The organism is Flammeovirga sp. SubArs3, from assembly GCF_947387565.1.
In the GTDB taxonomy this organism is placed as follows: Bacteria; Bacteroidota; Bacteroidia; order Cytophagales; family Flammeovirgaceae; genus Flammeovirga; species Flammeovirga agarivorans.
On sequence record NZ_CANDOA010000005.1, the window covers coordinates 33,656 to 57,071 of the forward strand.

Sequence of the window (23,416 nt, forward strand, 5' to 3'; positions counted from 1 at the left end):
CTTATCTTTTCGATGATTAAAAGTTGTCTGATAGATTTGTTACTAACGAAAGCAAGATAAGAGCAAAAGTAAGTCTTACGATATCTCTAAAATTGTATTGTGATTATTTTTTCAAGCGAAAGCAAATTAAAGTATGAAAAAGATATTATTAGCCGCAGCATTTATTCTGACTTCTCTTTTTGTCTTCGGACAGAAAAAGGAGAAAGGTATGGACGAGCTTTGGGGAGAAAATTCAGAGAAAGCCAACTATACAAATAAAGACTACCAATGGTATAAAGAAGCAAAATTTGCTATGTTTATTCACTGGGGGTTATATTCTGAATTAGCAGGTGAATATGAAGGAAAAAGATATTATGGAATCAATGAATGGATTATGCGTAGAGCAGCCATTAAAACAGGAGATTACCGTAAACTTGCAGATACTTTTAATCCAGTAAATTTCGATGCTGAAGAGGTGGCTCAATTGGCAGTAGATGCCGGAATGAAGTATTTAGTAATTACAGCAAAACACCATGATGGTTTCGCCTTATTTGATTCAAAAGTAAGTGATTACAATATTACAAATACTCCATATAAGAAAGATATTGTTAAGCAGTTAGCTAAAGCATGTAAGAAAAAAGGAATCCGTTTTGGTTTCTACTATTCTCAGATGCAAGACTGGAATGAAAAAGATGGTTTTGGAAATACATGGGAATTCAACTCAGATGAAGCTAACGTTCAAAAATACATGGAAGAAAAGGCACTGCCTCAAGTGAAAGAGTTAGTGACAAACTATGGTGATATTGGATGTATTTTCTTTGATACTCCAGGTCCGATAAAACATGAGCAAGTATTGGAGCTGAAAGCTTTAGTAGATAAATACCAACCAGATTGTTTAATTAACAGTAGAATTGGTAAAGGTCTTGGTGACTTCAAAACGTTAGGTGATAATGAGATACCTTCAGAACCTGTCGAAGGACTTTGGGAAACTTGTGATACACACAACAATACTTGGGCGTATAGCAAATTGGACTTCAACTGGAAAACGCCAAAAGAAGTTGCTCATAGACTTATCGATGTGATATCTAAAGGAGGAAACTACTTATTCAATATAGGTCCTAAAGGAGATGGATCTGTTCCTGAAGTTTCTGCAATGATTTTAAGAGAAACGGGTAAGTGGCTGAAGAAATATGAAGAAGCAATCTATGGTACAGATGCTATGTATTTAGGTGGTCAAACTCAGTTTGCGGCAACCCAAAAAGGAAATAAAATGTATTTGTTTATTAAGGAGTGGCCAAAAGACAATAAGATTTACTTACCAAAGTTTAAATCAGGGGTGAAGAAAGCCTACTTTATGGATGATAATTTAGCACTGACTACAACTAATTTAGAATCAGCTACTCTAGTCAATTTCCCATTAAGAATGCCAGATCCTGTAGCTTCTGTTATTGTGGTTGAGTTTGATGGAAAACCTGAACTTAATGCAGATAAAGTATTTAATACAGGACTGACAACAAAGTTGTTACCTCACGAAGCAAAACTTACTGCATGTACTTCTGAAAAAATCAGATGGATGGAAATTTTTGGTGATTGGCATGCTGTTCCATCGATTATGAAGTGGGAAGGTAAAGGCAGTAAAGCAGAATGGGAAGTAAACGTTCCAAAAGAAGGAATGTATACAGTAACATTAAATTATGCTTGTACTGAAGTTGCGGATATGCAAGAAGGAATTCTTACTATTAATGATACAGAATATCTGTTTGTACCAACGTACAGTGGTGATAAAAAGCAAATTGAAAACAAGTTCGAGAAGAGAAGCATTCGCGTTTTCAAAGACAGAAAAATCGGAGTAGTTAATTTCGATAAAAAGGGAAAACAGACGATCTCTATCACATTAAATAGTGATAATGCGTCAAATTGGATTGATCTTGCGTCAGTGAGTTTTGAACCAATTATCCCTGTAGAGGATAACCAAATTTCCAACTAAATACATATCAAAGCAAGGTATTAGTGATATCTAAAAGGTAATACTGATATCTTGCTTGAATTTTTTTATTAGATTGTATTGAGATGTCTTTGAACCACCTCATGTTATGAAAAGAATTGTAGTATTATTTTTTTTCTGTTTTTATTTAATATCAACTACTTATGCCCAATTGCCCGATGAATTGTGGCAATATGCTGGGACGAATACGTATATGTATTTTGAAAATGATATTTATAAAAACTCCCGTTTCTTTATGCAAACGGATAATCATTTTTTAACCTTCAATTATAAAAACTTTACTCTAGAACAACTTCGCCTAATCAATCAAGATGAAATAGGAAAAAACTATCTGGATAAGGAACAAAAAGAACCTTTGGACCTCTTATCTATGTTTGTAGAAATCAAAGGGACAAAATATAAAATAGTTCGTTTGGAGGATGAACAAAACTACGCTGGAGAACTTATTGAAAGTGGTAAGTTTTATCAACGAAGATATTATACAGATCTAAAATTAGAGAACGGTCCTGAGGTAAAGCTTTCCTTCGAAATATATACTTGGAATGATGTCTTAGGGTTCAAACTAATCTTTGATGAAGGAGAAATACCTATGGATGATAGTAAACTGATTCTAGAATTAAAGCTTCCAGAAGATCAGCATAGTATTAAAAGCAAAAAAGGTCAGATTATCGCGAAAGCGAAAAACGGAAAGTCTTGGTTGATTGAAAATCAGATAAATACTACTAAAGTATCAAAGGATAAAGGCGTACTCATTGCTGAAACAGTAATAACAAATAAAGTGGCTAACCTTATTTTACATAGTGCAACATCTAATGAAGGAAAAGTAAATATTACTGCTTCGGATCTAAATAATACACATAAAGAGGTGGTAGTGAAAAAGGATGTTGAACAACAGGCTACTGTTATCTCATTAAACGATACTTTCAAACCTGTTGATGGTATGGAAAGAGTGGCATTGACTTTAGAGAATACATCAGACAAACCACAGTTACAGCGATTAATCTTTCAAAGATTGAAAAGTGTAAGAGATATAACAGGAGTGTCTATCATTTTAAGAGACAAAGAAGGCCATCCGACAGGTATACCCATTCAGATTTCTAAAAACTGGCATGGACAGAAAAATACTTGGTTTAAGTTTAGAGGACCATGGCTGAGGGCTTATACAATGGTAAGTCTTCCACCAAATTCTACAGTAGAACTAGAACTTTCTAAAGTTTCAGGATTCTGGGGAACATTACCAGCAGTTTCTCATAACCAACTATCCTTAACAGGGTGGGGAAAAAAGAGAATAGGTAACCATCAGCTTTGGGACCAGACAGCAATGGGAGCCTTTGGCGAAAGTATTTGTTATGAACCAGACGGGGGACAGGCAAATACGTTAATTACTGACGTTAGGCCATTTTTAATAAAAAGTGATTACGACAGTAAAATAGGTCCTAGAAAGTGGAATTGGACTCCCAATGTGGGGGGAGGAGATTTTATGCGTGTTTACGATGAAAAAGGAACAAAACATAAGATCAAAAGAATCAAATCACACATAAAACGTAATTGTCCTAACCTTACAGAAGTAACTTATACCGGAGTTACAAGCGATGATGCAGCTAATTATAGTCTGACAGCTAGCATTATGCGAAATGATGATTATGTAAGAGGTGTCTACACCCTAGAGGTTGAAGTAAATGATACATTTAATTTTGATCGATTAGCATTAGCACAGTTTGGTTCAGAGACTTATTCTTATTCTGTTGAAAATAAGATAGCATGGGGCAACGCTGAAGGATTGATTAAAGAAATGGACAACATTTATAAGGAACAGCAATATACAAATAAGGACCTTATCATTGAAGGTAAAAACCCTTGGTTTAGCATGCATGAAGCAAAAAACATGGAAAGTAATAATTATGCTGTATGGGGAAATAAGGGTGTAGTACTGAAAGAATGGTCGGCTAAAATCGGAGGGCAGAAAATAGCACCAAGATTTTCTACCTATTCATCTAGTAAGACAAGAGCCAAAGAGCCGGTTACTTTAGTAGAAGTGAATTTACCTTCTGATATAAAACAGTTACATAAAGGGGATAAAATTAGAATGGTGATGGAACTTTGTGTCTTCCCACAGGAAGCTAAAAGTTATTATGGAACTAATGAAGAGTTTAGAAAAGCACTAGTGAAAGATGAGAACACTTGGCGATTAATGTGGAGAGAATCTTCGCAAAACGATGTAAAAGTGAAGGTCAAGAAAGGGAAAGTTGTTCGCAACTATCCGTTGAAGATTCAAGCAAAAAACAATGAGGTGAGCGTGGACCTTTCTAACGGATTAGGGTATGTGCCTGTAACAGTTTCTAATCTATCGAACTATAAAGACTTTAATTTTACTTTTAAATACGAAGGAAAAGAAATAGTTTTTGATCAAGAGCGATTCGGTAATGACTATTACCAGGTGGATTATGATCCAACAAATAAGACATGGGAGGTCACTTTTTCAGTACCTACAGATAATCATTCATTAGAAAAATAAGACAATAAACAGATACAAAAGACTTACTTATACACTTTTAAAGTGAGTCTTTTGTAAACAAATAATACTAATTGTATTACAATTAACTCTCAACTTAGTTATTGATAATTAAAGTATTATCAAAGTTAAAACTAGACCAATACCTTATTTAAAATACAAGGAATTGTAAGTGTAATATTACTATCAGTAGGGATATACTATTCTGTATCTCAAACTTATAAGTAAAATTGAGTGTAAACCGTAATTATAAAGAATAATAGACAGACATCATTCACTTAAACAAATATTTTATTTAAGTGATTATCGATAGAAGCATATACATTTAATTTTTAGAAGAAAAGTTAAAAAGTAATTATTATTAATAGTCATTATACACAAGTTGAACACTGTTCTGCTTGTGTTTTTTTTTTGCTCATTATGTGTTTTTCATCTATTATCACCGTTGTTATATTTTTCATTTGAACTTTAAGAACATCTGTTATTTTTAAGCGTATGTCAAGCTTATTGTTATCTTAAAATAGTTCAAATTTTATCATTTAGTGAATTACCCTATTTATTGAGTTAATGCTTTGAATTAACAATTTAGCACTAGCTAACACTTATCTTACCTGTGAATTATATTAGTACAAAATTGATAGAAATATACTCTAAATACTATAAAATAGCTTGTTTTTAGAGTTGATAGATGAAGACAAACTTTTGAAAGATGTATAATTTACAGTTAAAATAGGATTTATGATATTGCGTTTATGATCAAGGAATGAAATTGAAAATATTATAATTGATCACTCTTAATATCATGAATTAATACTTACTAAATATGAACAAGACATTTACTATTTACTCTTTTACGCTGTTCTTATTTTTACCTCTTTGTACTTGGGCGAACAACTTACAAATTGGTGACATTACGCTCACAAGAAATAATGATGGTAGCCAGTCTGCTCAGATTTCATTTTCTGTAGATTGGGAGAATTCTTGGCGAGTAAATAGTGGTCAGAATAACTGGGATGCAGTCTGGTTATTTGTAAAGTTTAAAAATCAAGATAGTGATTACTGGCAGCATGCAACATTAAGTAATGGGAGTGGTCATACAGCTGATAATGGAGGTCAAATTGATACTTCAAATGATACTGGTGACGGTTATGCACAAGGGGCATTTCTCTACAGTTCATCTACCAAGACACAAGGAGCAGCAGATTATGAAGTGTCTCTACGTTGGGAGTATGGAGTTGATCAACAAGGGGAAGGAGATCTATTCGAAATCAACGTATACGGTATTGAAATGGTATATGTACCTCAAGGTAGATATTCTTTAGGAACTGGAGGGGGTGAGAATAACGCATTCTATTTAAGGTATAATGATGGAGGTTCAAAAGATAAACCCTACGTAGTATCTACAGAAGATGCTATTACAGTAGGTACCGAGTACGGAAATTTACATTGGGATCTTACGGGACCTGTTCCAGGAGATTGGAATAGTGGAACTATACCTGCAGCTTTTCCAAAAGGTTACCAAAGTTTCTATTGTATGAAATATGAAGTGACTCAAGGGCAATTTGCAGACTTCTTAAATACATTGACCAGTGATCAAGTAGGTGAAAATGATTATCCAGCTACCACTTTTTACGGAACAAATAGAAACGGTTTAAGACAAATAGGTGATGAATTCTCATCAGATAATCCGTATCTGCCATTACTCTATTCAAGTCATAAGCTATTATTTAATTATTTGGATTGGGCATGTTTGAGACCAATGACCGAATTTGAATATGAAAAGGCCTGTAGAGGTACTGAAGACCCAGTGGCTAAAGAGTTTTCATGGGGTACAAGTTTAGTATCTACAGATGACTATTCGATTACTGATAATGATTTATCTTCAGAATACATTAGTGCCAATTATTCAGATACTGATGTAAATGCTTCTACAGGGAATTCAACTATCGATGAAAATAACGATGTGATTGTTGGACCAACAAGGGTAGGTATTTTCGCAACAAGTACTTCCAACAGAATCGAAGCAGGAGCATCATACTATGGTATTATGGATATGACAGGTAATGTATGGGAGATGGTGATAACGGCATCTTATGAAGAAGGACATAGTTTTGATGGTTCACATGGAAATGGAAATCTAGATAATATCGGAAATTATACTATTTCTGGATGGCCAAATATTTCCGCAAGTAATCCTGCTACTGGAATTAGAGGAGGTAGTTTTGAAAATACCCAAGATAGAGCTTATATATCTGCAAGAGGTTATGCAGGTGAGGATTTTTCAACTTCATCAGGAAGAAGTTTTATTGGTGGTAGAGGGGTTAGAACAGCACCTAATAACTAACAACTACTATCATTATGGTAAAATTAAAGAAGTTAGTTGGATGGATAATTTTCCTTATATGTAGTACATATAATGTAAATGCCCAAGATATTTTTTCAGGAGGGGCGGGGTCAGGAGATGACCTTAGCTACTTGAAAGAGTCGGGTAGTGTAGCATCAGCCAATATTTTTGGTGGAGGTAGCGGTGCAGGAGACGATTTAAGTCACTTGGAGGAAACGGGTAGTGTCACTACTGCTGATATTTTTAGTGGAGGTAATGCTTCAGGTTATGATTTAAGCTCAGCGACAAATCAGTCTATAACAACTCCCGATCTCTCGAATGAGATTTATAGAGGCGGTCAATCAAAAGGAGATGATTTTAGCCATTATGAGGCGGAAGATCCTCTTGAACAAATGGACCTTCCAATTGAATTGGCAGATTTCGAAGTGGTTAAACATGAGAACCGGGCCATAATCAAATGGATAACGTTATCGGAAATCAACAATGATTATTTTCTATTGGAAAGATCTAAAGAAGGGAAAAATTGGCAGGAAATAATGAGAATTGATGGTCAGGGTAATTCTTCAATATCACAAAAGTATGAAGTAGAGGATGCCTCTCCGATTAGAGGACAGTCTTTTTACAGATTAAGAAATGTTGATTTTGATGGCACTATTCACTATTCGGATATTCGATCATTTATCAATGATACGTTAGATGATTTCGAGCTTCTTGCTTACCCCAATCCATTTATAGATGAATTTACATTAGTATTAGATGAAGCGTATCATTCTAAAATAGAAATGTATGCAATAGATGGTAAGAGGATCAATTTTGATGTTCTTCAATCTGATGATAGAAAAATAAAACTATCACTACCAGAATTAAGAAAAGGAGTTTACCTAATAAAGGTAGCTTCAAAAAGTACTTTAATACTTATGAGAAAGTAAGATAGACCTTTAAGACTTACTAGAAATTAAGACAATGAAAAACAACAAATACTTGTATTTACTTTTTGTAGTAATACTTCTAATCTCTTCCTATAAGTCGTTTCAATCAGATCTAGTGATGATTGAAAATGATTTTGTGAGAATCGAATACGATGCTCAAGAAGGATATTATCATATCTATGATAAATCTCAAAAGAGGTTTGTTGTTGAAAAAGCGTTTACAAAAGTTAATAATTATTATTCCACTAATTATTCAATTCACCAATCTACTATTGAAGAATTGAATGATATATTAGGTGAAGGTCAGAAACTTACAGTAGTAAGTTCGAAAGGAGGCAGCCCAGATATTATTGTAGAATTTATATTGTATAACTATAATAGTTATTTGGTGTTGAATATTGGTTTAGATAATACTACAGATAATAATTTACGCATCCATACAATGTCTCCATTACAAAAAGGCATTGCCTATGACAATACAAAGTTTGAATCTTATATTGCCTTAGATGGATACAGTGGCGGTTCTTTAGGCTGGGAATGGCCTGGTCATGGGCATACAACTAGTGTTCATACTCAAAGCCTTACTTCTGAAAATAACTTGATGCTTACTTTTGGTAAAAGTCTAGAAGAAAAGAATACTCTCGTTATGGGAGGGCTTACTTATAAAGAGTTTGCCAAGAAAGCAGAAGCAAAAAAATATCTCAGCCACCTTGAACTGTCCCTCTGGTGTGAAGATGGCGTCGGTAAACTTGTGGATGCTAACACAAAGTACTTACCGAATGAGAAGTTTTATATTGATTTTAATGAAAAGAACCCTTTTGAAGCTTTAGAGAAATACGCTCTAACCGTAAAAATGGCTCAAAAGGTAGAGCTTAACTATTATACTTTTCCAACACTGTGCTTGTGGTATACGCATACAAATAATACTACGGATGGTGTAAAACAAATGGAAGCAGCCGTTGAAAAAGGAATCACAAAATATTCTTCTTTGGGTATCAGAATCGTTCCGGACAATTACGATGATAACAATATTAATGGTTGGTTTGACGATGAACATTGGCAGAAGTACGGTTTTTATACGGCACCCTATGAAACATCAGAAAAATTTGCTCAAGCAATCATCGAGAGAGGAGGAATTCCATTTCAATATTTTCAATCTACTAAAACATCTACTGATTATAGTGAGCAATTTCCAGAACAATGTCTTTTCAATGAGGGTACTAAAAAAACCGGTAATCTTGGTCCTGATTGGAACATAATTGGAAATGGAGGATATGATGTAACGGATAAAGATTTTGAAAAACATTTAAAAGATGCTTATGTTCATATTTATCAAGCAGGATTTAAAGGAATCATGATTGATTACCCTCATTTATCATGGCATGAAGATGGAGGATTTGATGATAAGTATACCACGACTGCGGGCTTTCATAGAAAGTATTTTGAGTTAGCTTATAATGGTTTGGGTGGAAAAAAGTCATTTGTACATGAAAGGATGAGAGATTCTGATGTTACGTTAGGTGCTGTTTCGTCTAAACGTACAGAAGGCGATACTTGGTCTATAACACCAAACATGATTAAACATACTTCGTTAAGGTGGTATAAAAATAGAGTTTTGGTCAATTGGGATATGGATGCGAAAGATTATACGAAGGTAAAATCAAAAAATAGAGACGCCATTCGTACGATGTTTACCATGACTTATGTAGTGAGTGGACGGTTATTATTAGGACATAGTTTGTATGATATGCCAGATTCTGTAACCTATGATCTCACAAGAACTTTACCTTATCCAGCTTTACCACAAACGGCTCGTCCCTTGGATGCTTTTTCACTAGAAAAGTTTTGTCCAGAAATTTTTGATTATAGAGTCAACGAAAAATGGCATCAGCTAACACTATACAATAGTAAACATTGGAAAGCTGAAGATATTAGTGTGGATCTATCTCAAAATGTCAATTTTAGTGGTCTTGGGTTAGATATGAACAAAGAATATCATGTATATGATTATTGGAATGATACTTATGTGAGCAAGGTGAAAGGGGATGAGACACTTACTCAAACCGTTAGAGGAGGAGAAGCCAGAATGTTAAGTGTACATGAGGTAGAGGAAAACCCTCAATTTATATCTACAAACAGGCATATAATGCAAGGTATGTTGGATTTGAATGATGTAGATTGGAGCAAAGCAAACAAAACTCTGACGGGTACTTCTAAAGTTATCGCAGAGGATACATATGAAGTAGTAATTGCTAAAAACAACTATAAAATACAAGACTTTGAGGTTTCTTCAGGTAAAGCAGAACTTGTTGAAATCAATGATGATTTAGTGAAGTTAGTCATTAACTCGCCAGAAAATAAAAAAATAAAATGGGGTGTTCAGTTTAATAAAAACATAAAAGACATGAGATAATAAAGATATCTATCCAAACTAAAATGCCCAATTCGGTAGGCTAAAGTACATTGTTATTTAATATTCTAATGATTTAATGTGGACAATTACCGGAAGTAATCAGGTCATCATTTATGATGAAATACAACAATCAAAGCATTAAAACCCATCGATTAGTTTTAACTTAAATTAAGTTATTCGTTTTTAGTTTAAGGATTAAATAGGTCCCGATTCGTTTCATTTTGATAAGTACATTGTTACAAGTCCTAAATTATAGGACAAGATTTAAAATGTTAACAGCATATTGAAAAACATTATATAATTATGTAAAAATCTTGTAATTATATAATTTTACAAACAATTGAAATATTAGGACAAATATTTAAACTGACGATTTACCTAATTTTGAGCTAATCGATAAGCATGAAATCTATTCAATGAGTTAAAGTATGATGAAAAGAATTATACAGATAGCCAATTTTTTAATACTATTCATTTTAACATTTTTTATTACTAATGTCGCTAACGCACAAGATATCACTGTTAAAGGAATTGTTCATGATCCGAAAGGAATCACAATACCTGGTGCATCAGTTTCTGTAGTAAATGAGTTGAAAGGAACAATATCAGATATTGATGGAAAGTTTACTGTCTCCAATGTGAAAGTGGGCGATATTATCCTCATCTCTTTCATAGGTTATGAAAAGTATACTTTCACTGTAAAAGAATCAATGAAACCCGAAATCAAAGTTTACTTAAAAGAAAGTGTAAGTGAATTGGATGAGGTAGTTGTTATCGGTTATGGTGAACAGAAAAAAGAAGACCTTACAGGTGCCATAAGTAGAGTATCAGGTAAGGATATCGAGAGATCAACCAATGCCTCTTTTGAGAATGAATTACAAGGTCGAATGGCGGGTGTTAGAGTAGTATCTAACAGTGGTCAGCCAGGAGCATCATCATCCGTTTCAATTAGAGGAGTCAACTCAATTGGTGGAAATAACAGACCATTGTATGTAATTGATGGAGTGCCTATCATTTCTGATGATAATATGGGTTTTGCTCAGAATGAAGGTTCGGGGCAAAGTGCAATGGCGGACATCAACCCTGCAGATATTAAATCGGTCGAAGTTTTAAAAGATGCTTCTTCTACTGCTATCTATGGATCTATGGGATCAAACGGTGTGATTTTAATTACTACGAAACAAGGTGAAGCGGGAGATATCAAAACCAATGTCAGTGGCAAATACGGTGTACAAGAATTACCAAAATGGATGTATAAAGATGTTTTGGATACACCTGGTTATATGTCATTAAGAGCAGAAACAAACAGATTATCTTCTACAGACTCTCTAAACTATTTAGGAAATACATCAGATACATTGACCAATACAAATTGGCAAGATCAATTATATAGACAAGGGTATGTTGCGGATATAAACGCATCGGTATCGGGAGGAACAAGAAAATTTAACTTTAGAACTTCTGCTAACTACTATAAATCAGAAGGTATTATTGAAAATTCAGGTTTTGAAAGAATAACATTCAATGCCAATGTTAACGGTCAAGTATCTGAAAAATTGAGAATGTCATCTACCATTTACATTGCAAACTCTGATGCACAACAGGTGAATACAGGTACTGGTTTTGACCCATCAAAAGGGCAAGGTAGTGTGGTTTTACAAGGTTTGAGAGCTCAGCCAACTTTGGATCTTGAAGGAAACAATTTGATAAATAACAGCCTTGCTTTATTTAACAATACACCATTGGATATGGTGAGGTTGAACAGTATGCAAAACTTAACGAATGTGTTGGTGGGTAATTTATCATTGGATTACAACATAGGAAAAGGGTTTGCATTAACGACTAGATATGGTGTAAACAACGGTAATAGAGAAAATAACTTCTATAGAGCTACAAACCCAGCGAACAGAATTGATGATATCGATGGTTGGGCAAAGAGACGTTTTTCTAGTTTTTCTTCATGGAACTGGGACAATCAAATCAGATACAACAAGAAAATCAATAAGTTCAATGTAAATGCTTTATTGATGTCTTCATTGAGAAGTTCTCAAGACAACTGGTCAAGCCAAGAAGCACAAAACTTCCCTTCAGACGCTTTAAAGTGGTACAATATGGGAGCAGGAACATCTCAGCTTTCAAACAATAGTGGTTATGGAAAACGTACTTTAATGAGTTTTACAGCCAGAGCCATTTTAAGTTATGACAATCGTTATTTCTTAACTGTTTCGGAGCGTATAGATGGAGCATCACAATTCTCAAAGAACAATAAATGGGCTTCATTCCCTGCGGTATCTGCTTCATGGAAAATCAATCAAGAAAAGTTCTTTAGTGTTCGTAATGTAGATCTTCTAAAATTAAGAGCGAGTTACGGTACAAACGGTTCACCTGCAAGTAGAATTGGACAATCATTAGCCATTTATTCTACACACTACGGTGTTCTAGGAAGTGAAACAAAGTATAGATCTCCAGCTTTAAGAGAAGCTTTCTTTACAAATGATGAGTTAAAGTGGGAGCTGACAAAAGAATTAAACTTTGGTCTAGATTTCAGTTTCTATAAATCTAGAATAACTTTTACAGGAGACTACTACATCAAAAATACTGATGATCTGCTATTGAATACTAATGTTCCGGGTTACACTGGTTTCAAGGAGGGTTTAGTAAATGTGGGTTCATTACAGAACAAAGGTCTTGAGTTGATGTTGAAAACTACAAATGTAGAATCGGGTGATTTTTCTTGGTCTAGTAGCATTATGTACACCAATGCTAAGACGTATATCACAGATTTAAATGTAGATAAATTAAATACAGGTTACCAAAATCCTTGGATTAATGAAGGAGCAACACAACGATTAATTATCGGAAAAGAACTAGGTACTTTCTGGGGTAGAAAGCAAGAAGGGGTATTCCAATACGAAGACTTTAAGGAGTTTAGAGGAATGACAACTGAGGAAGCAGCCAGAAAATATAGAGAAGACCTAAAAGAAGCGAAATACCAAGTAGGTGGTTTAAATGGTAAATACACTCCTTGGAAGGAAAAAGATGTTGGACAGGCAAGATACCCTGGTCAACCGAAATACAAGGACTTAAACGGTGATGGCAAAATTAACTCTGAGGACTTAACAGAAATCGGAAATGCTCAACCAGACTTTGTATGGTCATTAGGCAATGATTTTACATACAAAAACCTAACACTATCGATCTTTATTGTGGGTGAGCAGGGTAGACAAATGGCCAACTTGAATAACTGGCAGTTGAGCTTCCTAAATGGATCTCACAATACAACACAAGAGATTTTTGATAACCGTTGGACACCTGAAAATCCAACAGAGGATACGCACATTGCTTTGGCAAGTAACAACCAATCTACGATTTCTTTCAGTGATGATTTTATCGAAGATGCCTCTTTCATTAGGTTAAAAAGAGTTGACCTGATGTATCGTTTTGTGAGAGAGAAATTTAATGCAAACCTTACTTTCTCAGTAAGTGATATATATACTTGGACAAATTACAGTGGTTATAACCCTGATGTTTCATTAGGAGGTCACAATGCCTTAAAAATGGGGCATGACTACGGTATTTACCCATTACCAATTACATATAATGTCGGTTTAAACCTAACATTTAAATAAGCACATGTTGAAAAGTATGAATTATAAAAATATTGTTTTTTGCCTGTTGATGTTAGGCGGAGTGAGCTGCAACTTCTTAGAAGAAGATCCAAAAGGTTATATCACAGAAAACGACCTACCGCAGACTTACGAGGGAGCACTTTCTTTGGCAATGGCTCCATATGAAAATTGGGTATCAGGTGGTAATTTATTCGGCAGATGGTTTTATCTGTGGGAATTAGGAACTGATGATATGTCAAGTCAGGAACGTCCAGAAATTTCAGGACCAAATGCCAATTATCTTTTACATACTGCAAACCCAGATGAATACTTCTATTACAATGGTATTTGGGGGCCACTTTGGAAAGGTGTTGCAGATTGTAATAATGCGATGGATAAGATTCAGAAAATGGATGGAGAGATCACAGAGGAGGAAAAAGGAGAGATTATTGGTGAACTAAAGACAAACAGAGCATTGTACTACTATTACTTAGTAAGAATGTTCGGTGATTTGCCAAAAGTGACACAACCAATGAATTTGTTGAGTAACCTTGGTGAGATTCCAAGATCTGATGCAATGGAGATTTACAACGACATCATCATCCCAGATCTAAAAGATGCTATCGAAGTACTGCCTGAAAGCTATGGTACAAGTTATGCTGGTAGATTTACAAAAACTTCTGCAAATGTATTATTAGCAGAGGTGTATCTTACAATGGCGGGATGGAGATATACTTCAGAAGGACAGCTGTTAAAAGGCGACTCTGAATTATATAGATATGCAATGGCATATGCAGACAGTGCAATCAATAATAATGGAGGGTTTGAGATTTTCACAGAAAACGAAGAATACGAAAACCCATTCGAGCAACCATGGAGACAGCATTTCTCTAAAGAATCATTGATTGAATTTGGTAACCTTTCTGGTCTTGGTAAAGGTGCTCAAGCAGAAGGTTTACAGCTTGTAGCAGAAACTATGGACCATGGTGCTGGCAAATTCTGGGGAGGTAATCCAAAGAAATTTCATGGGTCAGCAACAGGTATGTATATCCCAACTCCAGATTTATTTAGAGCTTTTGAAGAAGGTGATAAAAGAAAAGATTTTAGTATGCTGGTGAAAGCTGTAGATGCAAAAGGAGATACTTGTTACAGTCCTCCTATTTATCATAAGCTATGTGATCCTTTTATTTATAGAGGTGAGCCTGGTTTCCAAGCGGCAGACGGTGATATCAATATTGTTTTATACAGAATTGCAGATGCCTTATTGATCTTTGCAGAAGCATCTAACGAAGTAAACGGCCCTACAGCAAAAGCAATAGAGCAGATCAATAAATTAAGAAGAAGAGGTGGTTTAACGGACCTTTCTACTTCGATGACTAAAGATCAGTTTAGAGAAATTATCTGGAAGGAAAGAAGAGTAGAAACAAATGGAGAAGGGAAGCGTAAGTTTGACCTTGTGAGAACAAATAGGCTAAAACAACTAGCTGATGCAAGAGATATCTATTATAGCTCATCAGACAACCCAGAGTATACAAACGGTCAGAAAGATGATATTCTGATTAATACCATCTGTTTGCCTTATCCACAGCATGAATATATATGGCCTATTCCTAGACCAGATATGCTACTACATGACAATTGGAAACAAAATTACGGTTACTAAAACGGGAATAATTAAGATGAAAAAACTAAACTTATTAAGCGTTTTATTGATGTTCCTTGTTTTTGGTTGTAATGAACAACAAGTGGAGCAAGACATCAAAATTGATGAAGGAATCAGCGTTAGTCCGTGGGAGATTCCAACTGCATTTGAGATAAACGAAACATTACAGTTTATTGCTTATAATATTTCTGATTACGAAGAAGCAACTGGTATTGTTTGGTCTGTAGTTTCTCCTGATGGAGCTGTAGAAGTAGAAGAAGAAACAGGTATTGTAACAGGAACAAAAGAAGGTTGGGGTAAGGTAATAGCCACTTCGTCAATTACTAATCTTTCCGATACAACTTATGTTGTAGTAGGACATGAGAATCCATCGGTTGACTTCTTAGAGCCTGTAATCCAAGAGTTAGAAGTTGTAGTCGGTAGAAGTATTCAAGTAGAAGCCATGACACTTCCTTACAACGTTAGTGATTTAGGGTTAATATGGTACGAAGCAGATGAACCAGAAATGATAAATGTAGAAAGTCACGGTTTGGTAAAAGCGAAAGTAGTGGGTGTTACTAATGTATTGGCACATACCATTAGAACGGAAGATAGGGAGGTTTTAACAACGTCAATTCGTTTAAATGTAATGCCTGAAATCGCTGTTGATACTATTTTATTTGCTGAAGATGTGATTACTCAAACAGAAACAGAAGAGTTTGGTATTGCATTTAACTACTTACCAGAAAATGCTAACGATACTACTTTCCATTACTATGTTTCTGATACCTCTATTTTAGAAATTAATGAAGAAACAGGTTTGATTTTAGCGAAGAAACCGGGTTCAGCATTAGCTTTTGTTTCTAACGATAGAATTTTATCGAAAGCAGTAAAGGTAACAGTAAATGAAAAAGTATTTGCTCAGGGTGTAGAATTGAATTATCCACTGGCAGGACCGATACAGTTTACAGGTCAATCTGTTCAAATTGAAGCGAATTTTACTCCTGAAGAAACTTTTGATCAGACAGGTGTTTGGACGTCATCAAATGAGTTAGTAGCCTCTGTTGACCAAGGTGGTGTTGTAACTGCAGTAAGTGACGGATCAACAATCATTAAGTTTGTCTCTAATGATGGAGGTTTTACCGATGAAGTGGAAGTTACAGTAGATGCCACCTACTATTACTTTGCAGCAGGTGAAACAAACAATGAGGTTTCGGTAAGACCAAGAAAAGATTTATCGATTGAAGAAATTGTAGGTACTAACCATGCCAATGAGGAGGTAGATCTTATCCAACTGACAAGAGTAGCAGGTGATGGTTGGCCGTTATACGATATTTCGACACAAAACTCTGCTATTGTCAATTCAGATTATGGTCTAGAATATTCATTATGGGCAAAGGCCATAAAGGCAGATGAGAAGTTAAGTCATTATAATATTAGTCTTATTCTTAAAAGCTCTAGCAGTGGAGTAAGGGTGAAGAAAGTGGTGGAAGTGAAGGAGCCTATCTTTAATGAATGGACAGAATATAAATTTAACTTCGACGATACCGAAGCAATCAATGAAGATATCGACCAAATGGAATTAATTTTCTGGGATGGTCACTTTGGAGATACTACACTAAACGCACAATATATCATCGAAGGTCTTACAGGCCCTAGATTAAGATAATAAAAATTAGGAGACGCGAGCAATCGCGTCTCACCTCGATATCATTATCCAAACTACACACTTTTCATAAATTTGAGATGAGATTTAAGCTATACATAACATTCATTCTCTTTTTATCTTTTATCAGCACAACCGTATTTTCCCAAGTACAGGTATATGGGGATAATGGGATATTAGACACGCCAATGTCATGGGGTAGTTCTTTTGACATTTCAAGTTCTTTTCAAGGAAAAAAAGAAGTGATTCACCTAACACGTAATCATGCGGTATATGGAGGGGTGATGTTCGATTTAAATATGAAATTGGATCTCTCTAGTTCCAAAAAGATTTCATTTACAGCATTTTATCCTCAACCGATAAAAGAGATAAGTGAATATACAATTATGTTAGGTGTAAGAGAGAAAGGTAGTAATACCCAATTTCAAGCACTTAAAAAGTTTAAAGTCACAAAATTCAATTCATGGGAAACTTATGAAGTGGAAGTGGATCCTATTGAGGGAGTTGATTATAAATCTGTAGTGATTCTTGTTCAACCCGGAAGTCAAAATGGGAAGGCAGATGGTTTGGAGATTTACATTAGTGAAGTCAATGTTCCAGGAGTTGAGGCCGAGCATGTTCTAGTACAATTATCCACAGATAACATTGGAGAGAATGTATTTATTGATATTCTATCGAATGGAGATATTGATCAAAAAGTAAAGAAGACTGTATTTTCGTTGATTAAAAATGGCTATAAAACAGTTCCTATCAAGAATGTCAAAACGGATCAAAAACGCATTACACTTCAACTTAGTGAGCCAATTACATCTAATGATAATTTATTATTATCGTTTGGAAAAGGAAAAATAATTGACGCTAATGGTAAAGAACTACTTCCATTTAAGCATAAAGTAGTAAAGAATAATATACCAATTGATTATGAAATATATACTGATTTCTGCTATGAACATAAGTATACAGATGGGAAGTTTTATGATTACTGTTCTAACCTAAGAAGAGGAGTACAAGATCCATCCGGCAGTGATAAACAAGTGATGTTAATAGAAAGTACTGATGATAAAAATGCGGCTGTTCTTTTTGACCTTCAGACAGAAATTGACCTCACAAGAGAAAATAAATTTAAGGTAAATGTTTTTGTACCTACACCTCCAGAGGGTGTTCAAAAAATTGCTATCAAACTATGTTTAAGAGAGGATAGAAAAGATTTAAAACAGCTATCTAAAGAGATCACACTATCCACCTTCAACAATTGGGTCGAATGTACTTTCGATTTGGAAGATATAAAGGCTCAAAAAATAACATACAACTCCTTTTGCCTCATTTTTAACCCCGAGGATAGGGGTTCGATCAAAGGATCGGAGTTCTATATCAAAGACTTTAAAGGACCAAAAAAAATTATTTACTAATACCAAAAATTAAATGAAATGAAAGAATTATTTACCACTTTAAAATCCTTGTGCTGTATCATAGGAATATTATTTTCTATGCAGGTTAACGCACAAACAGACTTTCCATATTATCAGTCACATCAAAAAGCGATTGGAGATGTGACTCAGGTAGTGGGTGTAGGTTTTGTATCAGGTTCTGATCCTGCAGGTCAGGCTTGTCATAATATCAATAGAATAGACCGTAGAGAAAGTATTAATGGCTCTTTTGGTTTACATCTTTATGGCCCAATTGACTTTTCAACGGGTACAGATTTCCATGTGAGATTATACGCAGAATCACCTTCAGTACTACCTTCTAACAAAACAATTGCTTTAGGAATTAGGCCTTCTAATGGTACTAATGAAGATGAGGTAGTAGAAGTGTTGGAGATCACTGAGTTTGATCAATGGGTAGATTACACTTTTGATTTTTCATCAATAGATCAGAGTGTGGAATACAACCAAGTTCATTTGTATTTCATCAAAGATGATCAAGCCAATGAAGCGGAAGGAATGCATTTTTATGTAGACGAGGTAAAGGGACCAAGAGTACATCAAAATTTAATTTCAAATACAGCTTCTATTAATAAAGAAGGAAACATTGCTACCATTACCTTTAATGGACATGATGCTTTAGATAAAGTGTATAACCCAACTTTCCATCTTTTTGATGCCAACGCTCAGGAAATTGGAGTGAAGCAAACTTTAGTAAACGGAAATAAAATCGAATTGCTATTAGATCGAAAAATAGAGTTTGGGGAAGTACTGACTTACAGCTTTACGAATGGTATTGTAATGGATATCAAAGGTGCTGTATTAAAGGAATTTACAGATGCAACTGTGATCAATAACTCAAATTATACTTCTAAAGCAAATACATTATTAACCTCATTTAATGAGGAAGAATCATTGGTTGATTTTCATAGAGGAGTATTTTTTGGGTTCGAAAAAGCGGCTAATCCTACTAATGCTAATGAAACAGTGGGTAAAGTAGTTAGGGCAGCAAACACATGGTCGAATCTTGAATTTAAATTTAAGGAAAATACATCATTAGATGTTACCAATGGTAAGGTATTCACTTTAGATATTTACTTAGAAGACACAGGAATTGAGAATATCAATAAAGAAGTAAGTTTTGCCATTAAGCCTAAAGATGGCAATGATAAAATGTCTGGAATTTACCGAGAAATTACTTGTTATAACCAATGGCAAACATTGATCTTTGACTTATCAGATTGGGAAGATAGTGAGTTTGATAATATCGAATATCTAAAATTCTTCATTGGAGCTAGAGATGATGAAAACAAAGCGGAAGGATTAACAGCATATATTAAAGATGTAAAAGGACCATCATTTGTATCGGACAAAATTGAATTTAAAGCAGAAGTAGCAAATTCATTGGACAAAGTAAGCTTAGATGTTTTAACAGCATATGCTATTCAAACTGTTGATCAAACAGGATTTACAGTGACTTCAGATGGTTTGGATCAAACGATTTCTTCAGTTACTTATACGGAAAAGCAAATTGTATTGAATTTAGATAATCCACTTAATGTCTATGAAAATATCTTGGTTTCTTATGATGCAACATCTGGAAATGTTGTGGATACAGAAGGGTACACATTAGCTTCTTTTACTGATCTAATGCCTACACTACCAGAAATGGAACAAGAGGAAAAAGTGACAATTGATAATGGGGTATTCTACTATCATGATGAAACGAGTAATGATTTGTTTGTTCCTTTTTCAACAGGAAACTTTACTTCTGAAGTAGTAGATAATCCTTATATCACAGCTGATGTTTCTGATGCTAAGGTGACAAAGATTACAAGAGCACAAACATCTCATGGTAACGCTAACTTTTATACAGTCAATGATTCATATATCAGAGGTGATCGAAATTTAGTCTTTAAAATGATGGTATATCAGGAAGATGATCTACCTGAATTATCATGGAATGCTATTGGGTTAGAATTATTGAATAAAAATGATAACTACGGTATCAAAGTAGATCCTCAAATTACGGAAAGAGGAAAATGGATAGAGCTTATTTTTGATTATTCTCAGATCACGGAAAATAGAGATTACAAAAATGACCCTGATAATCCAGCACCTCCAGTAAGTGAATCTATGTATAATCGTTTCTCGATTACATTTGGTGTAGATGGTAGTCCAGTAGATGAAAGAATTGACGGTGTAGTTTATTATCTGACAAATTTATACGGACCTCATGTTCAATCTCCTGCCGATGCTTTATTATATTCTTTAGTAGTAGATGGAAAATTGGTTGATGGCTTTTCAAGCGATATCTTCAATTACACAGTAGACATTCCTTTTGGTCATACGCCAAGTATCAAAGCTGAAGCTTTTAATGCCGATGCAACAGTAGAAACCGTGGATGTAACTGAAAGTGGAGCAACAGTAAAAGTGACTGCAGTAGATGGTACTGAACAAAATTACACATTGTCATTCAATGAGTTAGATCCGTCTACAGTAAACACATTAACATCTATCACAGTAAATGGATTACCACTCAATGATTTCGAATCTGGTATTGAGGATTATTCATTGACATATTTAAGAGGTTCGAAGAACATACCAATGGTTGAAGCGATGGTTACAGATGAGCTATCAACGATAACAATTACACCGGCAACTGAAATGCCAGGTTCTACGACAATTGTTGTAGAAGCACAAAGTGGTGATCAGAAAACTTATACGGTAAACTTCGATTGGACGCCTGCTTCTGATGTCAACTTATTATCGGAAATTTATTTAAATGGTAATCCTATTGGTGGCTTCTCATCCAATAAAGATACTTATGAAGTAATGAGAAATTATGGTGTGACAGGGCTTCCAGGAGTTTCAGCAGATGCGTTAGATCCTTTTGCGACCGTAGGAGAACCTGTTACAGAAATAGAGTGGGAGTCAAATCAAAGAGCTATCGTATCTATTACGGTGACTCCTGAGGATGAAACGGCACCAAAGAAAACATATCAAGTAATTTTCAAATGGGAAGCACCAAATCAAGATGCTACTTTAAGTAGTTTAACGGTAGATTCAGAGTTGATCACAGATTTTGATCCATCTGTAACGTCATATACTTTAACGTACCCATATGGAACAACCGATATTCCAACAATTGCAGGAGAAGTGAATGATGCGACAGCGAGTATCACATCGACAACTCAGGCAGAAACTTGGGGAGAAACAGCAACGATTGTAGTTCAAGCACAAGATCCAGATTTAGCAGCGACAACGTATTCGGTTACATTCAATCAAGAAGCACCAAATCAAGATGCTACGTTAAATAGTTTGACGGTAGATTCAGAGTTGATCACAGATTTTGATCCATCTGTAACGTCATATACTTTAACGTACCCATATGGAACAACCGATATTCCAACAATTGCAGGAGAAGTGAATGATGCGACAGCGAGTATCACATCGACAACTCAGGCAGAAACTTGGGGAGAAACAGCAACGATTGTAGTTCAAGCACAAGATCCAGATTTAGCAGCGACAACGTATTCGGTTACATTCAATCAAGAAGCACCAAATCAAGATGCTACGTTAAATAGTTTGACGGTAGATTCAGAGTTGATCACAGATTTTGATCCATCTGTAACGTCATATACTTTAACGTACCCATATGGAACAACCGATATTCCAACAATTGCAGGAGAAGTGAATGATGCGACAGCGAGTATCACATCAACAACTCAGGCAGAATCTTGGGGAGAAACAGCAACGATTGTAGTTCAAGCACAAGATCCAGATTTAGCAGCGACAACGTATTCAGTTACATTCAATCAAGAAGCACCGTCAACAGATGCCACTTTATCGACATTAACTGTCAATGGTGAAGAAGTTACAGGTTTTGACCCAACTGTACATGAATATTCTATTGAATATGCTTATAACACTACAGACATTCCTACGTTAGCAGGTGTTGCCAATGATAATGAAGCCCTTTCTATTGAGATAGAACAAGCAACTGAAATGCCAGGTGTTGCCACAGTTTCAGTTACTGCTCAAGACGGGACAACTGTGATAAGCTATACTGTAAATTATACATGGACAGCAGCTTCAACAGATGCAACATTAAGTGCAATTAACATTAATGAAGAAGCATTAGAAGAATTTGCTGTAGATAAATTCGATTATGAAGTGATCTTACCTGTTGGTACTACTGAAGCACCAATTGTATCAGCAAACGTAAGTGATAGCAACGCTTCTATTGAAATTACACAGGTAGATGGTACAGTGGGCGATGCTACGATTGTTGTTACAGCAGAAGATGCGACAACAACTAGTACATACACGATAAGTTTCTCTGTAGAAGAGGTAAAATCAGACAATGCTTCTTTAACAGCGATTATGATCGATGGAGAAGAAATATCAGATTTCTCTTCTGATGTATTTGAGTATGTGATTACATTAAATAATCTTCCAGAGATCACAGTGATGACTGAAGATGTTAATGCTACGGTAGAAGTTGAACAACCGGATAATTTTGGAGATATTGTAACTATAACGGTTACAGCGGAAGACGAGGTAACTCAATTAGTTTATACTTTACTAATTAACGAATTAATACCAACTTCAATTATTAATCTGGAGAACGAAATCAATGCTTATTCTAGTGCTTCAAATACACTGACTTTAAAATTTGCAAGAGGCTTTAATAATGATCTAGTAAGAGTAATACACTTAAATGGTCAAATTGCCTTCCAGCAAAAAGTTTCAGGCACATCAGCAAATATCACCAACCTTAAACAGGGTATTTATGTGGTACAAATAGCTGTAGGTAATGAAGTTTTTGTTAGAAAAGTGAAGATATAATAAATAGCGGGAGACGTTATTTATAGCGTCTCCCTACTTTTTT

Annotated in this window: 10 protein-coding genes; all 10 read left to right on the forward strand. The window is 35.0% G+C overall.

Features of this window, described 5'->3' with window-relative positions:
- The first annotated feature begins 133 nt into the window (after positions 1 to 133).
- The 10 genes from QL232_RS15440 (at position 134) to QL232_RS15485 (ending at position 23,373) form a co-directional block, all read left to right on the forward strand.
- Positions 134 to 1,966 carry an alpha-L-fucosidase gene (locus tag QL232_RS15440; RefSeq protein ID WP_281614755.1) on the forward strand — a complete coding sequence of 611 codons (1,833 nt, stop codon included), beginning with the start codon at positions 134 to 136 and terminating at the stop codon, positions 1,964 to 1,966.
- Positions 1,967 to 2,072: 106 nt separating this feature from the next.
- Positions 2,073 to 4,499 carry a hypothetical protein gene (locus QL232_RS15445; RefSeq protein WP_281614756.1) on the forward strand — a complete coding sequence of 809 codons (2,427 nt, stop codon included), beginning with the start codon at positions 2,073 to 2,075 and terminating at the stop codon, positions 4,497 to 4,499.
- Positions 4,500 to 5,319: 820 nt separating this feature from the next.
- A complete protein-coding gene (locus QL232_RS15450; RefSeq protein ID WP_281614757.1) occupies positions 5,320 to 6,840 on the forward strand; it encodes an SUMF1/EgtB/PvdO family nonheme iron enzyme in 1,521 nt (506 codons plus the stop codon).
- A 14-nt stretch (positions 6,841 to 6,854) separates the two neighbouring features.
- Positions 6,855 to 7,769 (forward strand): T9SS type A sorting domain-containing protein, encoded by a 915-nt coding sequence (locus QL232_RS15455; protein ID WP_281614758.1) that lies wholly within the window; start codon positions 6,855 to 6,857, stop codon positions 7,767 to 7,769.
- Positions 7,770 to 7,803: 34 nt separating this feature from the next.
- Positions 7,804 to 10,182, forward strand: coding sequence for a hypothetical protein (locus QL232_RS15460; protein WP_281614759.1), 2,379 nt, complete (start codon positions 7,804 to 7,806; stop codon positions 10,180 to 10,182).
- 428 nt (positions 10,183 to 10,610) lie between these two features.
- On the forward strand, positions 10,611 to 13,811 hold the full coding sequence (locus QL232_RS15465; RefSeq protein WP_281614760.1) for a TonB-dependent receptor: 3,201 nt from the start codon (positions 10,611 to 10,613) through the stop codon (positions 13,809 to 13,811).
- 4 nt (positions 13,812 to 13,815) lie between these two features.
- On the forward strand, positions 13,816 to 15,453 hold the full coding sequence (locus QL232_RS15470) for a RagB/SusD family nutrient uptake outer membrane protein (protein WP_281614761.1): 1,638 nt from the start codon (positions 13,816 to 13,818) through the stop codon (positions 15,451 to 15,453).
- A 16-nt stretch (positions 15,454 to 15,469) separates the two neighbouring features.
- Positions 15,470 to 17,101, forward strand: coding sequence for an Ig-like domain-containing protein (locus QL232_RS15475; RefSeq protein WP_281614762.1), 1,632 nt, complete (start codon positions 15,470 to 15,472; stop codon positions 17,099 to 17,101).
- Between the two features lie 77 nt (positions 17,102 to 17,178).
- Positions 17,179 to 18,507, forward strand: a complete 1,329-nt coding sequence (locus QL232_RS15480; protein ID WP_281614763.1) for a hypothetical protein — start codon at positions 17,179 to 17,181, stop codon at positions 18,505 to 18,507.
- An 18-nt stretch (positions 18,508 to 18,525) separates the two neighbouring features.
- A complete protein-coding gene (locus QL232_RS15485; protein WP_281614764.1) occupies positions 18,526 to 23,373 on the forward strand; it encodes a T9SS type A sorting domain-containing protein in 4,848 nt (1,615 codons plus the stop codon).
- Positions 23,374 to 23,416: the final 43 nt, after the last annotated feature.

Excerpts from the sequence above, each read along its gene's own strand:
- QL232_RS15440 (WP_281614755.1), top strand. The coding sequence starts at position 134 with ATGAAAAAGATATTATTAGCCGCAGCATTTATTCTGACTTCTCTTTTT.
- QL232_RS15450 (WP_281614757.1), top strand. The coding sequence starts at position 5,320 with ATGAACAAGACATTTACTATTTACTCTTTTACGCTGTTCTTATTTTTA.
- QL232_RS15465 (WP_281614760.1), top strand. The coding sequence starts at position 10,611 with ATGATGAAAAGAATTATACAGATAGCCAATTTTTTAATACTATTCATT.
- QL232_RS15460 (WP_281614759.1), top strand. The coding sequence starts at position 7,804 with ATGAAAAACAACAAATACTTGTATTTACTTTTTGTAGTAATACTTCTA.
- QL232_RS15470 (WP_281614761.1), top strand. The coding sequence starts at position 13,816 with ATGTTGAAAAGTATGAATTATAAAAATATTGTTTTTTGCCTGTTGATG.
- QL232_RS15480 (WP_281614763.1), top strand. The coding sequence starts at position 17,179 with ATGAGATTTAAGCTATACATAACATTCATTCTCTTTTTATCTTTTATC.
- QL232_RS15475 (WP_281614762.1), top strand. The coding sequence starts at position 15,470 with ATGAAAAAACTAAACTTATTAAGCGTTTTATTGATGTTCCTTGTTTTT.
- QL232_RS15455 (WP_281614758.1), top strand. The coding sequence starts at position 6,855 with ATGGTAAAATTAAAGAAGTTAGTTGGATGGATAATTTTCCTTATATGT.
- QL232_RS15485 (WP_281614764.1), top strand. The coding sequence starts at position 18,526 with ATGAAAGAATTATTTACCACTTTAAAATCCTTGTGCTGTATCATAGGA.
- QL232_RS15445 (WP_281614756.1), top strand. The coding sequence starts at position 2,073 with ATGAAAAGAATTGTAGTATTATTTTTTTTCTGTTTTTATTTAATATCA.